This is a genomic window from Micromonospora sp. IBSANI012 (genome assembly GCF_052814045.1).
Genome location: NZ_CP199933.1, coordinates 762672 through 784687, shown reverse-complemented (window position 1 = coordinate 784687; position 22016 = coordinate 762672). Strand labels below are relative to the sequence as shown.

General features: G+C 72.5%; 21 protein-coding genes and 1 tRNA gene. 5 read left to right on the top strand and 17 right to left on the bottom strand.

Annotation, left to right across the window (positions count from 1 at the left end; translation table 11 throughout):
* Window positions 1-80: 80 nt before the first annotated feature.
* The 8 genes from cysN to ACTWM8_RS03855 all read right to left on the bottom strand — a co-directional run bounded on the left by cysN (window position 81) and on the right by ACTWM8_RS03855 (window position 7720).
* A complete protein-coding gene (gene cysN, locus ACTWM8_RS03890) occupies window positions 81-1376 on the bottom strand; it encodes a sulfate adenylyltransferase subunit CysN (protein ID WP_446212584.1) in 1296 nt (431 codons plus the stop codon).
* The gene (gene cysD / locus ACTWM8_RS03885) at window positions 1376-2290 is read right to left on the bottom strand and encodes a sulfate adenylyltransferase subunit CysD (RefSeq protein WP_154939732.1); all 915 of its coding nucleotides are present in this window, start codon (window positions 2288-2290) and stop codon (window positions 1376-1378) included. The genes cysN and cysD overlap by 1 nt, the downstream gene beginning before the upstream one ends.
* A gap of 79 nt (window positions 2291-2369) precedes the next feature.
* Window positions 2370-3188, bottom strand: coding sequence for an inositol monophosphatase family protein (locus ACTWM8_RS03880; RefSeq protein WP_179806159.1), 819 nt, complete (start codon window positions 3186-3188; stop codon window positions 2370-2372).
* Between the two features lie 117 nt (window positions 3189-3305).
* Window positions 3306-3896, bottom strand: coding sequence for an aminoacyl-tRNA hydrolase (pth, locus tag ACTWM8_RS03875; protein ID WP_446212583.1), 591 nt, complete (start codon window positions 3894-3896; stop codon window positions 3306-3308).
* A 94-nt stretch (window positions 3897-3990) separates the two neighbouring features.
* Window positions 3991-4698: a 50S ribosomal protein L25/general stress protein Ctc gene (locus ACTWM8_RS03870; protein ID WP_446212582.1), complete on the bottom strand. Its 708-nt coding sequence runs from the start codon at window positions 4696-4698 to the stop codon at window positions 3991-3993.
* 287 nt (window positions 4699-4985) lie between these two features.
* On the bottom strand, window positions 4986-5966 hold the full coding sequence (locus tag ACTWM8_RS03865) for a ribose-phosphate diphosphokinase (RefSeq protein WP_377604665.1): 981 nt from the start codon (window positions 5964-5966) through the stop codon (window positions 4986-4988).
* Between the two features lie 51 nt (window positions 5967-6017).
* Window positions 6018-7490, bottom strand: coding sequence for a bifunctional UDP-N-acetylglucosamine diphosphorylase/glucosamine-1-phosphate N-acetyltransferase GlmU (gene glmU, locus ACTWM8_RS03860; protein WP_446214457.1), 1473 nt, complete (start codon window positions 7488-7490; stop codon window positions 6018-6020).
* A 158-nt stretch (window positions 7491-7648) separates the two neighbouring features.
* Window positions 7649-7720 (bottom strand) — tRNA-Gln (locus ACTWM8_RS03855).
* Between the two features lie 208 nt (window positions 7721-7928).
* On the opposite strand from ACTWM8_RS03855, the gene ACTWM8_RS03850 reads away from it, so the two are divergent.
* Together ACTWM8_RS03850 and ACTWM8_RS03845 are read left to right on the top strand one after the other, a co-directional pair.
* Window positions 7929-8885: an acyl-CoA desaturase gene (locus ACTWM8_RS03850; protein ID WP_446212581.1), complete on the top strand. Its 957-nt coding sequence runs from the start codon at window positions 7929-7931 to the stop codon at window positions 8883-8885.
* Between the two features lie 117 nt (window positions 8886-9002).
* Window positions 9003-9683 (top strand): TetR family transcriptional regulator, encoded by a 681-nt coding sequence (locus ACTWM8_RS03845; protein ID WP_446214456.1) that lies wholly within the window; start codon window positions 9003-9005, stop codon window positions 9681-9683.
* A 12-nt stretch (window positions 9684-9695) separates the two neighbouring features.
* On the opposite strand, the gene ACTWM8_RS03840 is transcribed toward ACTWM8_RS03845, so the two are convergent.
* The 7 genes from ACTWM8_RS03840 to ACTWM8_RS03810 form a co-directional block, all read right to left on the bottom strand.
* On the bottom strand, window positions 9696-10172 hold the full coding sequence (locus ACTWM8_RS03840) for a DUF4383 domain-containing protein (protein WP_446212580.1): 477 nt from the start codon (window positions 10170-10172) through the stop codon (window positions 9696-9698).
* Between the two features lie 240 nt (window positions 10173-10412).
* Complete coding sequence (locus ACTWM8_RS03835; RefSeq protein WP_446212579.1) at window positions 10413-10868, bottom strand: DUF4383 domain-containing protein; 456 nt, start codon at window positions 10866-10868, stop codon at window positions 10413-10415.
* Window positions 10869-10983: 115 nt separating this feature from the next.
* Entirely contained in the window at window positions 10984-12786 is a 1803-nt protein-coding gene (locus ACTWM8_RS03830; protein ID WP_446212578.1) for an ABC-F family ATP-binding cassette domain-containing protein, read from the bottom strand.
* A 260-nt stretch (window positions 12787-13046) separates the two neighbouring features.
* Window positions 13047-14003: a 4-(cytidine 5'-diphospho)-2-C-methyl-D-erythritol kinase gene (locus tag ACTWM8_RS03825; protein ID WP_446212577.1), complete on the bottom strand. Its 957-nt coding sequence runs from the start codon at window positions 14001-14003 to the stop codon at window positions 13047-13049.
* Window positions 14000-14140, bottom strand: a complete 141-nt coding sequence (locus ACTWM8_RS03820) for a hypothetical protein (protein ID WP_179803006.1) — start codon at window positions 14138-14140, stop codon at window positions 14000-14002. Before ACTWM8_RS03820 ends, ACTWM8_RS03825 begins: the two co-directional genes overlap by 4 nt.
* A gap of 9 nt (window positions 14141-14149) precedes the next feature.
* On the bottom strand, window positions 14150-15019 hold the full coding sequence (gene rsmA, locus ACTWM8_RS03815) for a 16S rRNA (adenine(1518)-N(6)/adenine(1519)-N(6))-dimethyltransferase RsmA (protein WP_357608273.1): 870 nt from the start codon (window positions 15017-15019) through the stop codon (window positions 14150-14152).
* A gap of 32 nt (window positions 15020-15051) precedes the next feature.
* Window positions 15052-15951 carry a TatD family hydrolase gene (locus tag ACTWM8_RS03810; RefSeq protein ID WP_446212576.1) on the bottom strand — a complete coding sequence of 300 codons (900 nt, stop codon included), beginning with the start codon at window positions 15949-15951 and terminating at the stop codon, window positions 15052-15054.
* Window positions 15952-16033: 82 nt separating this feature from the next.
* Here ACTWM8_RS03810 and ACTWM8_RS03805 point away from each other — a divergent pair, with 82 nt between their 5' ends.
* Both ACTWM8_RS03805 and ACTWM8_RS03800 read left to right on the top strand, forming a co-directional pair.
* Window positions 16034-17260 (top strand): hypothetical protein, encoded by a 1227-nt coding sequence (locus tag ACTWM8_RS03805; protein WP_446212575.1) that lies wholly within the window; start codon window positions 16034-16036, stop codon window positions 17258-17260.
* 72 nt (window positions 17261-17332) lie between these two features.
* Window positions 17333-18184, top strand: coding sequence for an alpha/beta fold hydrolase (locus ACTWM8_RS03800; protein WP_446212574.1), 852 nt, complete (start codon window positions 17333-17335; stop codon window positions 18182-18184).
* A gap of 66 nt (window positions 18185-18250) precedes the next feature.
* On the opposite strand, the gene metG is transcribed toward ACTWM8_RS03800, so the two are convergent.
* The gene (gene metG, locus ACTWM8_RS03795; protein WP_446212573.1) at window positions 18251-20053 is read right to left on the bottom strand and encodes a methionine--tRNA ligase; all 1803 of its coding nucleotides are present in this window, start codon (window positions 20051-20053) and stop codon (window positions 18251-18253) included.
* Between the two features lie 161 nt (window positions 20054-20214).
* On the opposite strand from metG, the gene ACTWM8_RS03790 reads away from it, so the two are divergent.
* Entirely contained in the window at window positions 20215-21090 is an 876-nt protein-coding gene (locus ACTWM8_RS03790) for a hypothetical protein (protein WP_446212572.1), read from the top strand.
* A gap of 12 nt (window positions 21091-21102) precedes the next feature.
* Here ACTWM8_RS03790 and rsmI read toward each other — a convergent pair whose 3' ends face one another.
* Complete coding sequence (gene rsmI, locus ACTWM8_RS03785; protein WP_446214455.1) at window positions 21103-21942, bottom strand: 16S rRNA (cytidine(1402)-2'-O)-methyltransferase; 840 nt, start codon at window positions 21940-21942, stop codon at window positions 21103-21105.
* Between the last annotated feature and the right edge of the window lie 74 nt (window positions 21943-22016).

Here is a 22016-nt window from a genome sequence, read left to right as displayed (position 1 = left end):
CCACTTACAGAGAAAGAGTGGCTATCCACGCTGGAATAGCCACTCTTTCTCTGAAAGTGCGTCCGCAAACCCGGGGTGGGTCAGGCGGTGTCGACGATCATGCCGGCGGCGACGGTGCGGTTGGTGGTCTCGTCGATGATGACGAAGCCGCCGGTGGTGCGGTTGCGGCGGTACTCGTCGGCGAGCAGCGGCACGGTGGTGCGCAGCCGCACCCGGCCGATCTCGTTGAGCTTCAGCTCGCCGGCCGCCTCGTCCCGGTGCAGGGTGTTGATGTCCAGCCGGTAGTGCAGGCCGCGCACGATCGCCCGGGCGGACCGGGTGGTGTGCTTGATCGCGTACTTGCCGCCGACCTGGAGCGGGCGGGTCTCGTCCATCCAGCAGACCATCGCCTCGATGTCCTGCGACACCGCCGGCGAGTTGTTCGGCCGGCAGATCAAGTCGCCCCGCGAGATGTCGATCTCGTCTTCCAGGCGGACGGTCACCGACATCGGCGGGAACGCCTCGGCCACCGGGCCGTCCGCCGTCTCCACCGAGGAGATCCGGCTGGTGAAGCCGGAGGGCAGCACCATCACCTCGTCCCCCGGCTTGAGCACGCCCGAGGCCACCTGACCGGCGTAGCCGCGGTAGTCGGTGACGGTGGTGGACTGCGGACGGATCACGTACTGCACCGGGAACCGCACGTCGACCAGGTTGCGGTCGGAGGCGATGTGCACCCGCTCCAGGTGGTGCAGCAGCGACGGGCCCTCGTACCAGGGCATGTTCTCCGAGCGGGTGACGATGTTGTCGCCCTTGAGCGCGGAGATCGGCACCACGGTCAGGTCCGGCACGTCGAGCTTCGCGGCGAACGCGGTGAACTCGTCGGCGATCCGCTCGAAGACCTCCTGCGAGTAGTCGACCAGGTCCATCTTGTTGACGCAGAGGACCAGGTGCGGCACCCGCAGCAGCGAGCAGAGGAAGGCGTGCCGGCGGGACTGCTCGACCAGGCCCTTGCGGGCGTCCACCAGGATCAGCGCCAGGTCGGCGGTGGAGGCGCCGGTGACCATGTTCCGGGTGTACTGGATGTGCCCCGGGGTATCGGCGATGATGAACTTCCGCCGGGGGGTGGCGAAGTAGCGGTACGCCACGTCGATGGTGATGCCCTGTTCCCGCTCGGCGCGCAGGCCGTCGGTGAGCAGCGCCAGGTTGGTGTACTCGTCACCCCGGGCCGCGCTGACCGCCTCGACGGCGGCGAGCTGGTCGGTGAAGAGCGACTTGGTGTCGTACAGCAGGCGGCCGATCAGGGTCGACTTGCCGTCGTCCACGCTGCCGGCGGTCGCGAAGCGCAGCAGGTCCATCGGGCGGCTGGCCACCTCGGGCGCGACGGTCTCGGTGCTCATCAGAAGTAGCCCTCCCGCTTGCGGTCCTCCATGGCGGCCTCGCTGACCCGGTCGTCGCCGCGGGTCGCGCCGCGCTCGGTGATCCGGGTGGCGGCCACCTCCTCGATCACCTTCTCCACCGTGTCGGCGTCCGAGCGGACGGCCGCGGTGCAGGAGGCGTCGCCCACGGTGCGGTAGCGCACCCGGGCCTTGAACCGCTCCTCCCCCGCGCGGGGGCGGAAGAACTCGTTCACCGCGTAGAGCATGCCGTCGCGCTCGACCACCTCGCGCTCGTGCGCGTAGTAGATCGACGGCAGCGGGATGCGCTCGCGGGCGATGTAGTGCCAGACGTCCAGCTCGGTCCAGTTGGAGAGCGGGAAGACCCGGATCGACTCGCCCGGGTGGTGCCGGCCGTTGTAGAGCGACCACAGCTCGGGGCGCTGGTTCTTCGGATCCCACTGGCCGAACTCGTCGCGGAAGCTGAACACCCGCTCCTTGGCGCGGGCCTTCTCCTCGTCCCGCCGGGCGCCGCCGAAGAGCGCGTCGAAGCGGTGCTTCTCCACCGCGTCCAGCAGCACCGGGGTCTGGATCCGGTTGCGCATGCCGTCGCCGGACTCGCGGACCATGCCGCTGGCCAGGGCCTCCGGCACGCTGGCCACGATCAGGTGCAGGCCCAGCTCGGCCACCCGCTGGTCGCGGTACTCGAGGACCTCGGGGAAGTTGTGCCCGGTGTCCACGTGCATGACCGGGAAGGGGATGTTGGCCGGGGCGAACGCCTTCTGGGCCAACCGGAGCATCACGATCGAGTCCTTGCCGCCGGAGAAGAGCAGCACCGGGCGCTCCATCTCCGCGACCACCTCGCGCATCACGAAGATGCTCTCCGCCTCGAGCGCGTCGAGGTGGGAGACCTGGTAGAAGCGGGCGGGGGCGGTCATAACACGGTCTCGATCGGCGCGGATCCGCTCATGGATTCCAGACCTTTCCGGTCGGATACATCAAGAACAAGCGCTCAGGCTACCCGGAATGTCTCTGCAGCGCTGCAAGCAACCGAGTGGCGAGATCCTTGCGGCAGACCAGCAGGTCCGGCAGCCGCGGATCCGCCTCGTTGTATTTCAGCGCAGAACCGTCGATCCGGGAAGCGTGCAGGCCGGTGGCCGTCGCCACAGCGACCGGGGCGGCCGAGTCCCACTCGTACTGGCCACCGGCGTGGATGTAGGCGTCCACCTCACCGGTCACCACCGCGGCGATCTTCGCACCGGCCGAACCCATCGGCACCAGGTGCGCGCCCACGTCCTCCGCCAGGTCGCTCAGGAACACCGGCGGCCGGCTCCGGCTCGCCGCCAGGCGCAGCGTCCGCCCGCCACCCGAGGTCGCCGCCTCCAACGTCATCGGCGGGTACGCCGGCGGGTAGTCCGTGCCGAGCACCCGGTGCTGCGCCGGCAGCCCCACCGCCCCGGCCACCAGCCCGTGCGGCGTCGGCGCGTTGCGCGCCCAGAGCGCCACGTGCACCGCCCAGTCCGAGCGCCCCTCCTCGGAGAACTCCCGGGTACCGTCCAGCGGGTCGATGATCCACACCCGGTCGGCGGTCAGCCGGGACACCGCCCCGGGGTTCACCTCCGCCGCCCAGGCCAGCCGCGAGCCCTCGTCCTCCTCGGACAGGACCGCGTCACCGGGCCGCCACCGGGCCAGCTCGGTACGGATGAGGTCGTGCGAGACCTTGTCTCCGGCCGACTTCAGCGCGCCCGCGTCGGCGAATCCCATCTCGGCCCGCAACCCCAGCAACGCCTGCCCGGCCCGCGCCGCCAGCCACCGGGCGAACGCGCCGTCGATCATCGGAGGACTGCCCACGTACCACTCCCGTCGCCTCGCCGCGATCCGGGACGCGGGTCGCGGCACGCCAGAAGGCGCAGACTACCGGCCGGGGCGGCCCGTTCCCGGTACGCCCCGCCCTCAGGCCCCGTGGTACGCGTTCTGCGTCGGCTCCACGCCCTTGGTGACCACCGACTCCACCACGTCCGCCGCCCGGTCCACCAGGAACTCCAACTCCTTGCGCTCCGCAGCGCCGAAATCCGACAGTACGTAGTCCGCCGGGTCCTGCCGCCCCGGCGGCCGGCCGATGCCGAACCGCACCCGGACGTACTCCTTCGTCCCCAGCGACTTCGACATCGAGCGCAGGCCGTTGTGCCCGCCCTCGCCGCCGCCGATCTTGATGCGCAGCTGGCCGTACGGGATGTCCAGCTCGTCGTGCACCGCGATCACCCGCTCGGCGGGGATCTTGTGGAACTGGGCCAGCGCCACCACGGGACCGCCCGAGAGGTTCATGTACGTCAGCGGCTTGACCAGCACCAGCTTCGGCCCACCGAACCCCAGCCGCCCCTCGGCGACCTCCGCCACCGCCCGCTTGTGCCGGCCGAACTTCGCGCCCACCCGGCCCGCCAGCAGATCGACGACCATGAAACCGACGTTGTGCCGGTTACCGGCGTACTCCCGACCGGGGTTGCCCAGGCCGACCACCAGCCACGGCCCCGCCTCGTCCGTCACGTCCCGTCCCTCCCGCTCGGCGCACGTGTCCCGATACGCCGACAGGCGCCCCCGCTGTCCGCCGGGAGCGCCTGCCGTAAACGTTGCGAACCGATCAGGCCTCGGTCTTGGCCTCGGCGCTCTCCTCGCCACCGGCGGCGGCGGGCTCGCCGGCCTCGGCGCCCTCGGACGACTCGGCGGTCTCCTCGCCGACCCCGGCCTCGACCTCCTCGTCGGCCACCTCGACCTCGGGCAGGGTCGCCTCGAGCTGCTCGGCGGTCGGGGCGGCGGTCACCGAGGCGACGGCCATCTCCGGGTCGGCCACCAGCTCGACGCCGGCCGGCAGCTCGACGTCGGCGGCGGTCACCTGGGTGCCGGCCTCCATGCCCTCGATCGAGGCCTCCAGGTGGTCCGGCACCTTGGTGGCGTCGGCGGTCACCGACAGGGTGTCGTGGTCGTGCACGATCAGGGTGTCCTTGGCGGCCTCGCCGGTCAGCTGGACCGGGACCTCGACGGTGACCTTCTCGCCCCGGCGGACCAGCAGCAGGTCGACGTGCTCGAAGGTGTCCTTGATCGGGTCACGCTGGATCGCCTTCGGCAGCGCCAGCACCTGAGTGCCGTCGCTGACCTCGATCGCGAAGAGCTGGTTGGCGCCGCCCTTGCGGATCGCGGCCGCGAACTCGCGGGCCGGGAGCGCGATGTGCTTGGGCTTCTCGCCGTGGCCGTACAGCACGGCGGGCACCTTGCCGGCCCGGCGGGTACGACGGGCACCACCCTTGCCGAACTCGGTACGGGGCTCGGCGCTGATCTTTACCTCGGACACGGGGAAACTCCTGATGCTTTCGCTACGGCGGCTTGTCGTCTTGCGGTGCTGGGGCGAGGGGCTCGCTGGGGCTCATGCGTCATGAACGACTGCCCGGAGCACCGCGTCGATGACGGTGCCTCCGTGCGGTGCTTTTCAGCGGCCCGCCGGGCACCCTCGCCGTGGCAACCGCACCAGTCTACCCGAGCTGATTCCGAGGTTTCCGGCAGTCCCCTCATCACCGTCCCCGCCGGCGCGTCGGCTGGCGGGAACGGTGCGGCGCCGCGGTCACCGCCGCGGCGTCGCGCTCAGCTCAGGCCGCCGAAGAGGGTGGTCACCGACCCGTCGTCGAAGACCTCGCGGATCGCCCGGGCCAGCAGCGGCGCGATCGACAGCACGGTGAGCTTGTCGAGCTGCTTCTCCGGCGGGAGCGGCAGCGTGTTGGTTACCACGATCTCACTGATCGGGCTGTTCTTCAGCCGCTCGGTCGCCGGGTCCGACAACAGGGCGTGGGTGGAGGCGACGACGATCTCCGCCGCACCCGACTCCTTGAGGATGTCGGCGGCCTTGCTGATCGTGCCACCCGTGTCGATCATGTCGTCGACGATCAGGCAGACCCGACCCTCGACCTCACCGACCACCCGGTTCGCCACCACCTGGTTCGGCTTCAGCGGGTCCCGGGTCTTGTGGATGAACGCCAGCGGGCAGCCGCCCAGTCGGTCGGTCCACCGCTCGGCCACCCGCACCCGGCCCGAGTCCGGCGCGACCACCGTCATCGGCCGGCCGGCGTACTTGTGCTCCACGTACTCGGCCAGCACGTCCATCGCGAAGAGGTGGTCCACCGGGCCGTCGAAGAAGCCCTGAATCTGCGCGGTGTGCAGGTCGACCGTGAGGATCCGGTTGGCGCCGGCGGTCTTCAGCAGGTCGGCCACCAGCCGGGCCGAGATCGGCTCCCGACCCCGGTGCTTCTTGTCCTGCCGGGCGTACGGGTAGAACGGCAGCACCACGGTGATCCGCTTGGCCGAACCGCGCTTCAGCGCGTCGATCATGATCAGGGTCTCCATGACCCAGGTGTTCACCCCGTGCGTGACGGACTGCACCACGAAGGCGTCCGAACCGCGCACCGAGTCCTTGAAGCGTACGAAGATCTCGCCGTTGGCGAACTCGTACGAGTCGGAAGGCGTCGGCGCGACGCCGAGCACCTCGCCGATCTCCTTGGCCAGCTCCGGAAAGCCACGTCCGGAGAAGAGCATCAGGCTCTTGCGGTTTTCGGCGACGATGCTGCCCATGGGCCCGTCTGCTCCCGTTGGTCGGTGGTTCCCGGCGGCGGAAGCCGGGGACTATTCGGTTGCAGTATCCCCCGCGGCCGACGGCCGTCCCACGGTCTCGGCGTCCCCGTGGATTGCCTCACCTTCCCTTGCGACCGGCGTGTCGGCCGACGCACCCTCCGCCAGCGCCCGCTCCGCCGCCGCAGCCGACACCGTGCCGGCCCGCTTGCGGGCCACCCAGCCCTCGATGCTGCGCTGCGGGGCCCGGGTCACCCCGAGCGCGCCCGGCGGCACGTCCTGCGAAATGGCGCTGCCCGCCGCCACGTACGCCCCCGCGCCCACCTCGACCGGCGCGATCAGGCTGGTGTCGCAGCCGATGAAGGCCGCCTCGCCCACCACGGTGCGGTGCTTGTTCACCCCGTCGTAGTTCACGAAGATCGTCGCCGCGCCGATGTTGGCCTTCGCCCCGATCGTCGCGTCACCCACGTACGACAGATGCGGCACCTTGGCGCCCGGGCCGACCTCGGAGTTCTTCACCTCGACGAACGTGCCGACCTTCGACTTCTCGGCCAGCCGGGCGGCCGGGCGCAGGTACGCGTACGGCCCCACGCTGGCCCCCGGACCCACCTCGGCGCCCACCGCGTGGCTGCGCAGCACGGTCGCCGCCGCGCCAACCACGGTGTCGATCAGCGTCACGTCCGGCCCGACGACGGCCTGCTCGCCGACCACCGTCGCGCCCCGCAGCTGGGTGTTCTGGTCGATCACCGCGTCCCGCTCCACGGTGGCGGTGACGTCGATCCAGGTGGTCTCCGGGTCGAGGATGCTCACCCCGGTCCGCATCCACGCCTCGTTGACCCGGTCGCGCAGCAGTCGGCGCAGCCCCGCCAGCTCCACCCGGTCGTTGCAGCCCAGCGTCTCGACGTGGTCCGCGGCGACGTGCACGCCCACCGGCTCCCCGGCCGAGACGAGCAGGCCGAAGACATCGGTGAGGTACTCCTCGCCCTGGTCGTTGTCGGTGGAGAGCTTGCCCAGCGCGTCCCGCAGCCGCACCGCGTCGAACGCGTAGATGCCGGCGTTGATCTCCCGCAGCGCGCGCTGCGCCGGGGTCGCGTCCCGCTCCTCGACGATCTGCTCCAGCCGCCCCTCGGCGTCGCGCACGATCCGGCCCAGGCCGGTCGGGTCGGGCACCTCGGCCGCGAGCACGGTCGCCGCCGCGCCCTCACCCTCGTGCGCCGCCACCAGCGCGGCCACCGTCTCGGCGCGCAGCAGCGGGACGTCCCCGTTGATCACGACCACCGTGCCGGAGGCCTCCGGCACCGCCTCCAGCGCGATCCGCACGGCGTGCCCGGTGCCGAGCTGCTGCGCCTGGAGGACCGGGGTGGCGTCCGGGGCGATCTCGGTCAGGTGCGCCCGGACCTGCTCGGCGCCGTGACCGACCACCACCACGGTGCGGTCGGCGGCCAGCGGCGCGGCCGCGGTCAGCACGTGACCGAGCAGCGTACGACCGAGCAGCGGGTGCAGCACCTTGGGCAGCGCCGACTTCATCCGCTTGCCCTCACCGGCGGCGAGCACGACGACGGTACGGAGGTGGGGCTGGGGCACGACGTGGCTCCCGTCGGGAAGGCGACAGTCTCGCGGTCATGCTAACCAGACTGCGGGGCAGTTCGTCCCATACCCCAGGTGCCGGGCGATATCAGAGAAGGCTCGGCCGCCAGGGTTCGAACCTGAAACACGGGTACCAAAGACCCGGGTGTTGCCAATTACACCACGGCCGATTGTGACGCAAGACAGCTTAGCGCCTCCCTCTCAGCGGCCCCACCCCTACGTGATCGCTGCACCGAGCCCTGCGACGAGACCCTCGATCCTCCAGTACAGCTCTCGGCTCCGCGACACGTCCTTCATTCATGTCCGCAACTGTTCACTCCACCGGGGCGGAGCCCTAAGTTACGGTGACGTAGGCGTATATCTGCGCTGGGAGGTGCCATGTCGACCGTGACGGACGAGAGTGCCACCGGGCCGAAGCCACTGACCCAGGGCCCGCAGTCCACGGGCATCCTGATCGCGCTGTGGGCCTTCGTGGTCGTACCCTTCCTGGCCCTGCTCGCCGCCGTCCCGGTCGCCTGGGGCGGCTGGCTGAGCGGCACGGACCTGGCCATCGCGGCCTTCTGGTACCTGCTCTCCGGGCTGGGCATCACCATCGGCTACCACCGGTACTTCACCCACGGCTCGTTCAAGGCCCCGCGCCCGGTGCGGGTGTTGTTGGCGGTGGCCGGCTCGTTCGCCGTGCAGGGCGAGATCATCCAGTGGGTCGCCGACCACCGGCGGCACCACGCGTTCTCCGACGCCGAGGGTGACCCGCACTCGCCGTGGCGCTACGGCGAGAGCGTCCGCGGGCTGGCCCGGGGCCTGTTCCACGCCCACGTGGGCTGGCTGTTCGGCCGGGAGTTGTCCAACCGGGCCCGCTTCGCCCCGGATCTGCTGGCCGACCGGGACACCCGGCGGGTGGACCGACTCTTCCCGCTGCTGGTGGTGGTCTCGGTGCTGGGGCCGGCGGTGATGGGCGGCCTGGCGACCTGGTCCTGGTCCGGGGCGTGGACGGCGCTCTTCTGGGGCGGTCTGGTCCGCATCGCGTTGCTGCACCACGTGACCTGGTCGATCAATTCGGTCTGCCACGTCTACGGCGAGCGGCCGTTCGCGGTGCGGCAGGGCGACCGGGCGTCGAACTTCTGGCCGCTGGCGCTCCTGTCCTTCGGCGAGAGCTGGCACAACCTGCACCACGCCGACCCGACGAGCGCCCGGCACGGCGTGCTGCGCGGTCAGGTGGACATCTCGGCCCGGGTGATCTGGCTGCTGGAGAAGGCCGGCGCGGCGCGGGACGTCCGCTGGCCGAAACCGGAGCGGATCGCCGCCAAGCTGGTGAAGCCGGCCGCACGGCGCTGAAACCGGGCGATGCCCGCGGAGGTTACCTGGCAGTATGGCCGGGTGACCGAGGCAGACGGGCACGGCGGCAGGAACATCCCACGACAGGGCGTCACCGAGCGCCGGCGAGGTGACGAGATGGCGGACGAGGCCACCGACGGACGACGGCGGGCGGCGAGCGCGGCGGCGGCCGCGAAGCCCCCCTCCCGGGTACGCATGTCCGCGGCCCAGCGGCGGGAGCAACTGATCTCGATCGGCCGGCAGATCTTCGCCGAGCGCGGTTTCGACGCCACCTCCATCGAGGAGGTGGCGTCGCGGGCCAAGGTGTCCAAGCCGGTGATCTACGAGCACTTCGGGGGCAAGGAGGGCCTCTACGCGGTGGTGGTCGACCGCGAGGTGCGCGCCCTGCTGGACCGGATCACCACGGCGTTGACCGCCGGGCACCCGCGCGAGCTGCTGGAGCAGGCGGCGCTGGCGCTGCTCACCTACATCGAGGAGGAGACCAGCGGGTTCCGGGTGCTGGTCCGGGAGTCGCCGCTGATGTCGGCGACGGGCAACTTCAGCAGCGTGATGAACGACGTCGGGCACCAGGTGGAGCACATCCTGGCGGCCGAGTTCTCCACCCGGGGATACGACCCGAAGCTGGCCGAGCTCTACTCGCAGGCCCTGGTCGGGATGGTGGCGTTGACGGGCCGCTGGTGGCTGGAGGTGCGCAAGCCGCGCAAGGAGACCGTGGCGGCGCACCTGGTGAACCTGTCCTGGAACGGGCTGTCCCACCTGGAGGCGAAGCCGGGTCTGATCACCCGCAAGCGGGCCTGACCGGCGGCCGGTTCAGCGGGCGCCGGCCTCGGAGATCGGGTGTTGCCGGCGGCGGCGTTCCTCTTCGGCGTGCTCGTCCGTGCCGACCTTGTCGTAGAGGCCGGTGGCGAGCAGCAGCAGGCCGAAGAGCATCGACACGATCACCGTGGACATGGAGAAGTTCAGGAAGTTCGCGGTGGTCTGCAGGACGGACATCATGGCGATGCTGGTGACCATGAAGACCGCTCCGGCGGTGAGGTTCATGTAGTGGCCGAGGTTGCCGCGCCGGGACGCCCCGATCATCAGCACGATCCCGAAGACCACGGAGACCAGCGAGAACGCCAGGTTGGTGCGGAGTCCGAGCGCCCAGTTGGGGCCTCGGTCGAAGAGCGGCTGCCCCCAGGTCTCGAAGACGCCCCAGACGCCGAAAACGAGGATGTAGAGCCCGACCAGCCCGGCGAAGACCCGGTACAGCGGGCGCGCCGGATGGTTCACCGGAATGTGCGCCATTGACCCCTCCGTCCAAGTACGACCACTTCCGGAGAATTGTCCCCCAGCCCGCCGCCCCTGTCCGCCGAACCGGCCGGCAGGAGACACCAACGAAAGATCCCGCCCCGCCCGGGAGCAAGCCACGGACGAAGCGGGACCACGGACGGTTTTCGCCGGAGCCCGACCCGCGCAGGGATCAAACCTGACCACCTGGAGCAGGTCGGGCTCCGGCGAAACCCGAAGCGCAACCGAAGAAAGGGATCAGAGGACGAGCCGGGCCTTCTCGAAGGCTTCCTTCTCCTCGTCGGTGCCGACCTTGCCGTACATGCCGGCCATCAGCAGGACCAAGCTGAGCGTCAGCACCACGATCACGGTGAGAATGCTGAAGTTGCCGATGTTGGCGTCGGTCTGCAGGAACGCCAGCTCGGCCAGGCCGAGCACCATCAGGCCGTAGGCCAGGAACTGGTTGATCGCCACGTCGAGGTTGCGGCCGATGACGGTGCCGGCCAGCACGACGATGCCGAGCAGGATGCTCAGCAGCGAGAATCCGAGGTTCGTCCCCTGACCCAGGACCTTGGTGTCATCCTGGGCGAGGAGGTCGTTGCCGGCGCTCGCGATGATGCCGAGCACACCGAAGATCACCAGGTACAGACCAACGAGCCCGCCGAATGCCCGGTAGATCGGCCGCGCGGGGTGGTTGACGGGGGTATGGGCCATGTCTGAGTCTCCAACGCCGTGGGGATGAGAGAGGTCGACGACGATTGTCCCGCACGCCGGGATGTGGCGCCGCACACGGCCCCCGTCTCGCGGCGGGACGGGCTCGCCGCGGCGGTCAGACCGGCGGGATCTCGTCGGCCAGGGTGAGCCAGGTCTCCTCGGTCCGCTCGCGCTCGGCGCGTACCTCCTTGAGCTGCGCATCGAGGTCGGCGACCTTGGCGTAGTCGGTGGCGTGCGCGGCGAGCTGGTCGAGCAGCCCGGTCTCCTTCTGTTCCAGCTTGGCGATCTGCCGTTCCAGCCGGCTCAGCTCCTTGCGGGCCTGCCGGGCCTCGGCGGCGGACATGCCGGTCGGAGCCGCGGCGCCCGGGGCGGCCGTGGGAGCCGCCGGGAGCCGCGCCGGCTCCGCGCCGCCGGCCCGCGACAGGTACTCGTCGACCCCGCCGGGCAGGTGCACCAGCCGGCCGTCGCCGAACATCCCGTACGCGACGTCGGTGACCCGCTCGATCAGGTAGCGGTCGTGGCTGGCCACGATGATCGTCCCGGGCCAGGAGTCGAGCAGGTCCTCCAGCGCGGCCAGGGTGTCGGTGTCCAGGTCGTTGGTCGGCTCGTCGAACAGGAGCACGTTGGGCTCGCCGGCGAGCAGCCGGAGCATCTGCAACCGGCGGCGCTCCCCACCGGAGAGGTCGCTGACCGGCGTCCAGAGCCGCCGGTCGTCGAAGCCGAAGATCTCGGCGAGCTGGGCGGCCGAGATCTCCCGGTCGCCGAGCTGCACCCGGCGGGCGATCTCCTCGACGGCTTCCAGGACCCGCAGGTGACCCGGGAGTTCGGCCAGTTCCTGCGACAGGAACGCGGGCCGGACGGTGGAGCCGGTGTGGAACCGGCCGCCGTCGGGCCGGGTGACGCCGGCGAGCATCCGCAGCAGGGTGGTCTTGCCGGCGCCGTTGCGGCCGAGGATGGCGATCCGGTCGCCGGGGCCGACCTGCCAGGTGGTGTCGTGCAGGATCTCCTTCGGGCCGGCGTGCAGGCGGACGTGCTCCAGGTCGTACACCTGCTTGCCGAGCCGGGCGGTGGCGAGCCGTTGCAGCGACATGGTGTCGCGCGGCGGCGGGACGTCGGCGATGAGCGCGTTGGCGGCGTCGATCCGGAACTGCGGCTTGGAGGTCCGGGCGGGCGGCCCTCGGCGCAGCCAGGCGATCTCCTTGCGGAGCAGGTTCTGCCGGCGGGCCTCGGTGGCCGCGGCGACCCGCTCGCGCTCGGCGCGGGCCAGGGTCCAGGCGGCGAAGCCGCCCTCGTAGGCGCGGACGGTCTGGTCGGCGACCTCCATGGTGCTGGTGCAGACCGCGTCGAGGAACCACCGGTCGTGGGTGACCACGACCAGCGCGCCCTTGCGGCCGACCAGGTACTTCGCCAGCCAGTCGACCCCGCCGACGTCGAGGTGGTTGGTGGGCTCGTCGAGGATCAGCAGGTCCGACTCGCGGACCAGCAGCGCGGCCAGCGCGACCCGGCGCCGCTCGCCGCCGGACATCGGGCCGACGGGCTGGTCGAGGCCGAGGTGCGGCATGCCGAGGCCGTCGAGGATGGCGCGGACGCCGGCGTCGCCGGCCCACTCGTGCTCGGCGCCCATGCTCTGGCCCAGCCAGGCGGTGCCGAGCACCACGTCCCGGACGGTGGCCTCGGGGGCGAGGGTGAGGCTCTGCGGCAGCCAGAGGACCCGCAGGTCGCGGCGGTGAGTAATTCGGCCGTCGTCCGGTTCCTCCTGCTTGGTGAGCAGCCGCAGCAGGGTCGATTTGCCGGCGCCGTTGAGGCCGACCACGCCGATCCGGTCGGCGTCGTCGAGGCCGAGCGAGACGTCGGTGAGCAGCGGCCCGGCAGCGCCGTACCCCTTGGACACCCGGTCCAGGTTGACGATGTTGGCCACGACCTCACCTCCCATGATCAAGGCGTCCCGGTGCCGGCTGGCACCTGGGGACGCCTGACCTCCAAGGGTACGCGGGCCGCCCGGCCGCCCACGCCGCGCGGCTCCGGCCGGCACGCTGCCCTGCACAGGGGTCCCCCCGGCCGCCCCGGCCCGGCGCGCACGATCAACTCCGCGTCGCCGGAACGGGGGTGTCCCCGCCACCTGAACACCCCCATGTCGCCGACCTGGAGTCGATCTTGCGGGAGCGTGGGGCGCGCCGGTCAGGTGATGCGGGCTCCGGCGACCGGCCCGTGGGCGACCCGGGCCTCCCGGCACACCTCGGCCGCCTCCAGCTCGCCGGCGATCCGCTCGGCGTGGGCGGCGTCGGTGGCGAGGAAGACACAGGTGGGGCCGGAGCCGGAGACGATGCCGGCCAGCGCGCCGGCCGCCTCACCGGCCTTGAGGGTGTCGACCAGCGACGGGCGCATCGCCAGCGCGGCGTCCTGCAGGTCGTTGCCGAGGGTGGCGGCGAGCACCCGGGGGTCGCGCTGGCGCAGCGCGGCGAGCAGGGCGTCGGTGCTGCCCAGCGGCTCGCCGGCGCTGCCGGCGTCGCGGAGCCGGTCCAGCTCCCGGTAGGCCGCCGGGGTGGACAGGCCGCCGTCGGCGACGGCGACCACCCAGTGCCAGGAGGTGGGGCGGGCCAGCACCGGGCTGACCGCCTCGCCCCGGCCGGTGCCCAGCGCGGTGCCGCCGTGGATCAGGAAGGGCACGTCCGAACCGAGGTCGGCGGCGATGCCGGCCAGCTCGTCGCGGGACAGCCCGGTGCCCCAGAGCGCGTCGCAGGCGACCAGCGCCGCGGCCGCGTCGGCGCTGCCGCCGGCCAGGCCACCGGCGAGCGGGATCTGCTTGCGCAGGTGCAGCCGGGCGTGCGGCATCACCCCGGCGTACCCGGCGAGGGCGTGGGCGGCCCGGATCACCAGGTTGGTGTCGTCCAGGGCCAGCTCGCCGGCGCCCTCGCCCTCCATGGTCAGGGTGAGCGTGTCGCCCCGGCGGGCGGTGAGCTCGTCGTGGATGGAGATGGCGTGGTAGACGGTGTTCAGCTCGTGGTAGCCGTCGCGGCGCAACGGCCCGACCCCGAGGTGCAGGTTGACCTTCGCCGGCACCCGGACCCGGACCGGGCCGCTGGCGCCGCGCCGCTGCTGCTCGTCGTCTTCGTCCGGTCGCCAGGCCTCGGTCACGGGGCGAGGTCCCGCCGGCGCGGGCGGATGTCGAACGGCTTCTCCACGATCAGCTCCTCGGCGGAGTCGGCGGCCGGCTCGCAGCGGCCGTCAACCAGGTCGTACGCGTACACGTGCGGCGTGTCCCCGGCGGACACGGCGCCAGCCTACTGCGCGGCGGGCGCGGCGGCCGGAGCCGACGCGGCGATGGCGGCGAACTGCTCCACGGTGAGTGACTCCCCGCGCGCACCGGGGTCGACGCCGGCCGCCGTGAGCGCCGCGGCGGCCCGGTCGGCGCCGCCGGCCCAGCCGGCCAGCGCGGCGCGCAGGGTCTTGCGGCGCTGCGCGAACGCGGCGTCCACGACGGCGAAGACGCGTTCCCGGGGGACGTCGGCGCGGGGCGGTTCGCGGCGGGTGAAGGCGACCAGGCCGGAGTCGACGTTGGGCACCGGCCAGAACACGTTCGGTGGCACCTTGCCGGCGGCGCGGGCCCGGGAGTACCAGGCCAGCTTCACCGACGGGATGCCGTACACCTTGGAGCCGGGGCCGGCGACGAGCCGGTCGGCGACCTCCTTCTGCACCATCACCAGGCCCTGCCGCAGGGTGGGCAGCTCGGCCAGCAGGTGCAGGACCACCGGCACCGCGACGTTGTAGGGCAGGTTCGCCACCAGCGCGGTCGGGGCCGGGTCGGCCAGGTCGGCGGCGCGGACCCGCAGCGCGTCGGCGTGGTGCACGGTGAGCCGGGCGGCGTCCGGGCCGGCGTGCCGGGCGGCGGTCTCCGGCAGCGCGCCGGCCAGCGTCCGGTCGATCTCCACGGCGTGCACGTGGGCGGCGACCGGCAGCAGGGCCAGGGTGAGCGAGCCGAGCCCCGGCCCGACCTCCAGCGCCACGTCGTCCGGGGCGAGCCCGGCGGCGGTGACGATCCGGCGGACCGTGTTCGGGTCGTGCACGAAGTTCTGGCCGAGCTTCTTGGTGGGGGCGACGCCCAGCCGGGCGGCCAGTTCCCGGATCTCCGCCGGGCCGAGGAGTCCGGTCACGCCCCGTAGCGTATCGGCGGGACCGGGCCCGCTCACCACGGGCCGAAGACCCGGTCGCCGGTGGCGGAGATGGCGGCGCAGAGTTCGTCGAGGTCCGCGCCGGTGGTATCGGCCAGGAACCGGACCGTCAGCGGGATCAGGTACGACGCGTTCGGCCGTCCCCGGTGCGGCATCGGGGTCAGGTACGGCGCGTCGGTCTCCACCAGGAGCTGGTCGAGCGGGGTGAGCGCGGCGGCCTCCCGCAGCGCACCGGCGCTGCCGAAGGTGACGGTGCCGGCGAAGCTGAGCAGGTAGCCCCGGCGGACGCACTCGGCGGCGAACTCGGCGGCGCCGGAGAAGCAGTGCAGCACCACGGTGTCCGGCGCGCCCTCGTCGTCGAGGACGCGCAGCACGTCGGCGTGCGCGTCCCGGTCGTGGATCACCAGGGCCTTGCCGTACCGCTTGGCGATGGCGATGTGCGCCCGGAAGCTCTCCTCCTGCGCGGCCCGCCCCTCGTCGCCGGTACGGAAGAAGTCCAGCCCGGTCTCGCCGACGCCCCGGACCCGGTCCCGGGCGGCGAGCGCCTCGATCTCGCGCAGCGCCTCGTCGAGGTCGGCCAGCCGGGGCGCCTCGTTCGGGTGCAGCGCGACGGTGGCGAGCACCGCCGGGTACTTCTCGGCGACGTCGGCGCCCCAGCGGGAGGAGTGCACGTCGACGCCGACCTGGACCAGCCGGTCCACGCCGACGGCGGCGGCCACCTCGATCGCGGCGGCGACCGGGTCGTCGGCGGGACCGCCGCCGGGCACCCCCGCCTCGCTGACCGTGATGTCCAGGTGGGTGTGGCTGTCGAGCACGGGGCGGGGCAACGCCTCCGGCGCGGGCGGGAACTCCCCGGCCCGGCGGGCGGCCCGCTGCTTGCGGGTTTCGGTCGGCTCACTCATCACGGCCAGCATCACACACCACCGACGGGCCACGTTGCTCAGACGCCATCGACTGTTCACCGGCCTGGCATCGGTCACGCTTAGTGTTTCCGGAATGACCGTCACCCCTCACGCCAGCGACACCGGGCTGCGCGTCGTCCACGAGGGCACGACATACCCGGCGGAGGAGATCGCCCGGGGCGCGGCGTACGAGTTGTTCCGCGCCGACGAGGCACCCGGTTTCGAGTGGGCGCCCCGGCCCGGCACGGCGCTGCCGTGGCGCAGGTTCGTCCACGTGACCGAGGTCGGTGCGGTGCAGGGGGCGACGGAGCCGGCCGAGGAGCCGGAGGCGCCGCTGCTGGTGCCGCTGCACCGTGAGCACGGCTGGGCGTACGTGCACCAGCTCAGCCAGCGGCCGACGGCCGCCGGGGACCCGACGCTCAGCACCGTGCGCGCCTCGGCGGTGGTGCGGCGCGGCACCCGGATGGTCAAGGTGCTCTCCGCCCAGCAGCTCGCCGGCTACGTGCGGGGTTGGCTGCCGCACGGCTTCTGCTACCGGGAGCACGACGTGGCGCACCTGCGTACGCCGGCGGCGCTGGCGGTGCTGCGCGGCGACGGCGCGGGGGGCGGCGACGACGTGGCGTACGTGCTGCGCTGGCGGGCGGCCGACCCGGTCGACTACGAGGTGCCGGCCGGTCCGGCGCACCGGGGCCTGCTGGCGCTGCCGCCCCGGGACCGGCTCGGCCCGCCGGTGCTGGGCACCGGCTTCGTGCCGAGCAACGCGCAGCTGATCCCGGAGTTCGTCACCCGCGACTGCGCCGACCTGCCGCTGCCGGCGAACGCCACCCTGCTCGCGTACACCGCCGAGGGGGTGGAGGTGGTGCTCTACAGCTACCAGGCGGAACAGCGCGGCTGGCTGCGGATGGCCGGTCCGCAGTGGCGGCACCTGCTCGCCGCGGTGCCGGAGCTCTCCCCCGACCAGGAGTACCTGCCCACCGGCGACGCGCCCCGCTCCACCCAACTGGTGGGCGGCCACGGCGGCACCGAGTACGAGGCGCTGGCCGACCTGCCCGGCGGCTTCCGGGTGCTGGCGATGACCCGGGCCGCCCGCTACCCGGTCGAGTGGGTGGCCCGGCGGCTGCGGTACGCGCGCTGGCGGGACGTGCCGTGCCTGGTGTTGCGGGAGGAGGCGGGGTGGCTGCGGTTGCGGCTGTGCCGACCGGACCCGGATTCGGTGGTCGGCACGGGGTCGCAGTGCCACGAACGGGGCGTCTACGAGACGTGGGCGCCGGGGGCCGAGGTCACCGACGACCAGGTGGTGGACCAGCCGTACGCGCTGTAGCGCGGGTGTGCATAACGGGCAGCGGTTCGGGAAAGCGCGGGCGTCCGACTTCCACGGATCATGGAGACCCGCATGCCTTTCATCACCGTCGGAGCGGAGAACTCCGCGCCCATCGACCTGTACTACGAGGATCACGGCTCCGGCCAGCCGGTGGTGCTGATCCACGGGTTCCCGTTCAACGGCGCGACCTGGGAGAAGGTCTCCATCCCGCTGCTGAACGCCGGCTACCGCGTGATCACGTACGACCGGCGGGGCTTCGGCGCGTCCGGCCAGCCGACGACGGGGTACGACTACGACACCTTCAGCGCGGACCTCGACGTGCTGATGACCGAGCTGGACCTGCGGGACGTGATGCTCGTGGGGCACTCGATGGGCACCGGTGAGGTGACCCGCTACCTGGGCACGTACGGGTCGAGCCGGGTGAGCAAGGCGGTGCTGCTGGCGCCGCTGGCGCCGTTCCTGCTGAAGACGGCCGACAACCCGGAGGGCGTCGACAAGAAGCTCTTCGACGGCTTCCAGCAGGCCATTCTGGCCGACCGGTTCGCCTACCTGACGTCCTTCTGCGACGCCTTCTTCAACTACTCGGAGAACAAGGGCAGGTGGGTCAGCGAGGAGGCGTACCGGGCGCACTGGAACATCGGCACGATGGCCTCGGCGAAGGGTACCCACGACAGCGTTTCGGCCTGGCAGACCGACTTCCGGGGCGACCTGCCCAGGATCGACGTGCCGGTGCTGATCGTGCAGGGGGACAAGGACAACGTGCTGCCGTACCCGGCGACCGGGCAACGGCTCCAGCCGATGCTGCCGGGCAGCCAGCTGATCACGTTGAAGGGTGCCCCGCACGGCACACCCTGGACGCACGCCGACGAGGTCACCAAGGCGATGCTGAACTTCTTCAGCCAGCCCAGCATGGCCCGCGCCTGACGGCTAAGGCGGAAAGATCGGCGGCGCGGCCCCGGGGAGCCCGTGGGCCGCGCCGCCGCGTGCGGCTCAGCCGGCCAGGCGGGCCAGCTCCTCCTCGACGATGGAGGGGTCGAGCTTGCGGAAGACCGGCTTCGGCGCCGCGAGCGGACGGCCCGCCTGCACCGGTACGGACTCCCAGCGCGCCCCGACCGTGTAGTCGCCGGTCAGCACCGGGTACGCCGGGCCGCCGTCGAGATCGTCGACCTCCTCGATGACCGGCATCGGCGCGTGCACGCCGGTGCCGCCGAGCAGCTCGTGGATCTTCTGCGCGGAGTGCGGCAGGAACGGGGTGAGCAGCGTGTTGGCGTCGCTGACCACCTGGAGGGCGACGTGCAGGATGGTGCCCATCCGCGGCTTGTCCGCCTCGTCCTTGAGCTTCCACGGGGCCTGCTCGGAGAGGTACTTGTTGGCCTCGGCGACCACCTTCATCGCCTCGCCGATGGCCTGCTTCTGCCGGTGCTTGGCGATCAGGTCACCTACGACGGCGAAGCCGGCTCGGGCGGTGGCGAGCAGCGCCTCGTCGGCCTCGGTGAGCCCGGCCGGGTCGACCGGCGGGATCGCGCCGAAGTTCTTCGCCGCCATCGAGACCGACCGGTTGACCAGGTTGCCCCAGCCGGCGACCAGCTCGTCGTTGTTGCGGCGGAGGAACTCCGCCCAGGTGAAGTCGGTGTCGTTGCTCTCCGGGCCGGCGACGGCGATGAAGTAGCGCAACGCGTCGGCGTCGTAGCGCTCCAGGAAGTCCCGGACGTAGATGACCACCTTGCGGGACGAGGAGAACTTGCGCCCCTCCATGGTCAGGTACTCGCTGGAGACCACCTCGGTGGGGAGGTTCAGCCGGCCCAGCTCGCCCGGCTCGCCGTCGTTGGTGCCCTCGCCGGAGTAGCCGGAGAGCAGCGCCGGCCAGATCACCGAGTGGAAGACGATGTTGTCCTTGCCCATGAAGTAGTAGCCGCGGGCGTCCTTGCCCTCGCCGTCGGCCGACCACCACTTCCGCCAGGCCTCCGGGTCGCCCGTGCGGCGGGCCCACTCGATGGAGGCCGACAGGTAGCCGATCACCGCGTCGAACCAGACGTAGATCCGCTTGTCGCCGCGGTCGCGCCAGCCGTCGAGCGGGATCGGCACGCCCCACTCCAGGTCCCGGGTGATGGCCCGGGGCTGGAGGTCGTCGAGCAGGTTCTTCGAGAAGCGCAGCACGTTGGGCCGCCAGCCCTCCCGGGTGTCCAGCCACTGCCGCAGCACGTCGGCCAGCGCGGGCAGGTCCAGGAAGAAGTGCTCGGTCTCGACGAACTTGGGCGTCTCGCCGTTGATCTTCGACTTGGGGTCGATCAGGTCTACCGGGTCGAGCTGGTTGCCGCAGTTGTCGCACTGGTCGCCGCGGGCGCTGTCGTAGCCGCAGATCGGGCAGGTGCCCTCGATGTAGCGGTCCGGCAGGGTCCGGCCGGTGGACGGGGAGATCGCGCCGGTGGTGACCTTGGGCACGATGTAGCCGTTGCGGTGCAGCCCCTGGAACAGCTCCTGCACCACCGCGTAGTGGTTGCGGGTGGTGGTGCGGGTGAACAGGTCGTAGGAGAGCCCCAGCGCCCGCAGGTCCTCGGCGATCACCCGGTTGTACCGGTCGGCCAGCTCGCGGGGGGTGACCCCCTCGGCGTCGGCCTGCACCTGGATCGGGGTGCCGTGCTCGTCGGTGCCGGAGACCATGAGCACGTCGTGGCCGGCCATCCGCATGTACCGGGAGAAGACGTCGGAGGGAACGCCGAAACCGGAGACGTGGCCGATGTGGCGCGGGCCGTTGGCGTACGGCCAGGCGACCGCCGCGAGAACGTGACTCATGACCAGCAAGCCTAGTGACCGCCCCCCGGTGGCCGCGAACCAATAGGCCTCCCCGTGTCGGGGTCGACACCGCCGACGGTCGATCCACCTCCGGCCGTTCGTCCGATTTGTCCCCGACACGCGGCCTGAGCTGCCCGGACCCTCAGCCGACGCGGTGTCCAATGAACGCCGTGACTGGCAGACGAGCGGCATCCGGGCGCGGCGAGAAGTCCCCGGGCACCAGGACGGATCCGCCGGCCGCGCCAGCGCGGGGCGGCGCGGTCGCGCCCCAGCCGCGGGTGGTGCCGGGACCGGACGAGACGCCGGTCGAGGTCGAGCCGACCACCGGCGCGCCGGTCGACGCGGTGCCGCGCCGGGTCCCGGTCCGTCAGCCGGCGCGCGGCCCGCGCGCCGACAGCGACGCGGGTACGGCGGAGGGAGACGCCACCTTCTGGGCGCCGATCGAGGAGGTGCACTGGGACGGCACGCCGCTGCGCGAGGAGCCGAAGCGCGGCGAGCGCCCGCCCGCCGGGCCCGCCCGCCCCCGCCCGTCGCGCGCCGCGCACCCGCCGGACCCGGTGCGGGGGCTGGCGGTGCTGGTGACGCTGAGCCTGGTCGCCGCCTTCTTCGCCTGGGTGAGCGCCGGGCCGTTCTGGCTCGCGGTCGGGCACGCCAGCACCGGCACGGTGGTGATCACGGACTGCACCGGGCACGGGCTGACCCAGCGCTGCCGGGGCGTCTTCTTCGCCGACCGGGGCCGGTTCCTGGCCCACGGGGTCCGGGTCAGCGGGGTGCCGGGCGAGCGCCGGGCCACCGGTACGGCGCTGCCGGCGCGGATGACCGGGGCGGGCGACGACACCGCGTACGCCGGCACCGGTTTCGGCCGGCACCTGAGCTGGCTGCTCGGGCTGCTGGTGGTCGCCGGCTGCGGGGCCGGCATCGCCCGCGGGACCGGGGCGACCCGGCTGGCCGACGCGCGGCAGCGCCGCTGGGCCAAGGCCGGCGCGTACGGCGGGCCGGTGCTGATCACCCTGGGCATGCTGATCGCCGCCTGGTGAGGCCGACGCGCGTCAGGCGTGCACCACGGTGTAGACGTCGCGGCGGCGCAGCCCGTACCCGGCGGCGACCTCGCTGATCGCGTCGCGCCGGGACAGCCCGGCGGCCTCCCGTTCGGCCACCGCGGCGCGCAGCGCGTCGTCGTCGGGGCGTTCCGCCGGCCGCTCCGGAGCCCCGGCGACCACCAGGGTGATCTCCCCGCGCGGCTCGCCCTCGGCCGCCCAGTCCGCCAGCTCGCCGAGCGGCCGGCGGACGATCTCCTCGTACGTCTTGGTCAACTCGCGGCAGAGCGCGGCCGGGCGGTCGGCGCCGAAGGTGGCGGCCAGGTCGGCCAGCGCGCCGGCGATCCGGTGCGGGGCCTCGAAGAAGACCAGGGTCCGTTCCTCGGCCGCCAGCGCGCGCAGCCGGGACCGTCGGCCGCCGGGCGAACGGGGCAGGAAGCCCTCGAAGCAGAACCGGTCGCAGGGCAGGCCGGAGAGCGCCAGGGCGGTGGTCACCGCGCTCGGGCCGGGGGCGGCGGTGACCGGCACGCCGGCGTCCAGCGCGCCCCGGACCAGCCGGTAGCCCGGGTCCGAGACGCTCGGCATGCCGCCGTCGGTGACCAGCGCGACCAGGTATCCGGCGGTCAGCACCTCGACCAGTTCCGGGGTACGCCGCTCCTCGTTGCCCTCGAAGTAGGAGACGATCCGGCCGCCCACGGTGACGTCGAGGTCCCGGGCCAGCCGGGTGAGCCGGCGGGTGTCCTCGGCGGCCACCACGTCGGCGGTGGCGAGCACCTCGCGGAACCGCGCGGAGGCGTCGGCCGGGTTGCCCAGCGGCGCGCCGAGCAGGACCAGGCGCCCGGGCTCGGACATTTCACCCACGAGAAGCGCTCCTTCATCGATCGGCGTGCCGATGTCGGAGACGATGGGCGCCACCGGGCACCTCC